We start from the raw sequence: 1,592 nt of genomic DNA on the forward strand, positions 1-1,592 counted from the left end.
CATAAAATTTACAAAGTCTGGTTCTTTAGAAAAATAAATATACCTTAATATAAGGGTCTTTGCTAAACTATAATCTTTGTCCCAAAAAGAGTATGTAATACTTTTTTCTATAGCTTCCTTCTTCAAGCTTGTTGGAAGGATGTTTATAGTATTTTCTATACATTGTATATCGTGATTTTTTACGCAACTCATTAGAACATCGCTATAGTGGCTTCTCACAAAGGATTTGTCTTTTTCTAGCTCCTTGAAATATTTTGATAAACAAGCTGTATGATGTAGATAATTACATAAATCATATATTAGGATCTTTTGTTTGCTTGTTTTGTTTTTCATATTAAGAAGCTTGTTTGTTAGAGCGTTAAGTTCGTTTTTGTCATTTAAATACATAGCCATGGCTACCGCCTTTTCTATTATGTTTATGTCATTTGTATAATAGGCTAATTTATAAAGCGCCAAAGCTTCTGTTTGTTTTAAATCCATTGCCAAGCTTTCTCTGTAAACTGTTATTATGGCTTTTCTTGTGGGATTTCTTCTCATATAGTCCATCAAATATTTTGCCATCGTCTTTTTAATCAAAGCTCTTTTTGTAGGATCTTTTGTAGAAAAATACTCCTCTTTCAATACATAATACTCTAAAAGCGGTAAAGCTTTTAAATTATAACCTCCTTTTTTTATGGCTAAGAGTAAACCTTTAGCTTCTTGATATCTATAGGTTTTGATATAGTAAACCAACATCTTTTCTAAGATATCATCGCTTATTTCATGATGTTTTATAAGATTTTCAATATATAATCTCTTTATATAATTTCCACCTATGTTCAATTTATTTAGAGTTTCAAGTATATAGTGTTTAGGAAATAAAATATAAGCTATTAATACAATAAATACAACAAAACCTAAAATCTCTTTGTAGTTAAAAACTTTACTTACAAATAACTTCTGATTTCTCATATCCTTTAAAATCTTTTTTCCCTTTTACGATCCAAATACCATTATCATTGTAAACGTGGGCATCGCTTGATTTGCAGTATTTTGCCTTTATTTTAGCTAAAAGCGGAATATAACTTTTAAAAACTATAAGCATGCTACTATTTTCCCTTTTAAATCTTTTCACTATTCCGTTAGCATAAATAAGGTACAAGCTCTGAGGAGTGTTTGTAAAAACAAGCCTGTAATCACCAGACCCATCCAAGTAGATATATCTTTTGTTATTTATATCGGAATAGCCCACTACACCAATAGACTTATTTAAATCCGGATACCCCCACGAGATGGGTACTCTTAAAGTCCTAGCATAACCGTTGTTCCTTATTATAAAACCGTTTTTAATCCTTATAATAGCGGTTTCTCTTCCATCAAGCACAATCTGGTCGTATTGGTAAGGAAATATGGGTATAGGATGCTTAGACAAAGCATAATCGTATACTTTTTTTAAGGAGTTTAAGGAAGCAACGGTATCTGCAGCATAAAAATGATAATATATGGTTAGTGGTTTTATTCTTCTTGGCTTGTCTGTTAGTTTAAACGCTTGAATTACATTTAAAAAACCCCACGGCACTTTCATACCATGAGTATATATAAAATCATTTTGT

The 1,592-nt window shown here is 30.2% G+C and carries 1 protein-coding gene and 1 pseudogene; both read right to left on the reverse strand.

What is annotated here, in order from left to right:
- On the reverse strand, window positions 1-951 hold a 951-nt coding region (locus tag ACP5S8_RS08355; RefSeq protein WP_461876479.1), incomplete at its 3' end, for a hypothetical protein.
- Window positions 923-1,592, reverse strand: a pseudogene (locus tag ACP5S8_RS08360) (hypothetical protein); the annotation flags it as partial. The gene ACP5S8_RS08355 and the pseudogene ACP5S8_RS08360, both read right to left, overlap by 29 nt.

Origin of the sequence: Hydrogenobaculum sp. (genome assembly GCF_049967395.1) — a bacterium.
GTDB lineage: Bacteria > Aquificota > Aquificia > Aquificales > Aquificaceae > Hydrogenobaculum.